Source organism: Melaminivora alkalimesophila, assembly GCF_000282995.1.
GTDB lineage: Bacteria > Pseudomonadota > Gammaproteobacteria > Burkholderiales > Burkholderiaceae_C > Melaminivora > Melaminivora alkalimesophila.
Genome location: NZ_ALEE01000017.1, coordinates 1 through 292 on the forward strand (window position 1 = coordinate 1; position 292 = coordinate 292).

The 292-nt window shown below is 77.4% G+C and carries 1 pseudogene; it reads left to right on the top strand.

Features of this window, described 5'->3' with window-relative positions:
* A pseudogene (locus A612_RS17210) lies at positions 1-292 on the top strand (FimV/HubP family polar landmark protein); the annotation flags it as partial.

Sequence of the window (292 nt, forward strand, 5' to 3'; positions counted from 1 at the left end):
TGCAGGCCGAGGTCCAGGACCGCCAGCGTGCCGAAGCCAGCCCGGACAAGCTGACCCTGTCGAAGGGCGCCGTCGCCGCCACCCAGGCGGACGAGCAGCTGGCACGCGACAAGCAGGCGGGCGAGACCGCCACGCGCATGGCGGAGCTGTCACGCAACATCTCCGAGCTGAACCAGCTGAGCGGCAAGGCGGCCCCGGGCACCGCTGCGCCGGGTGCGGCCGCGCCCGCTGCGGCGCCGGCCGCCCCCGGCATCGAAGTGCCGGCCCCCGCCGGCGTGGCGGCCGACGCGCC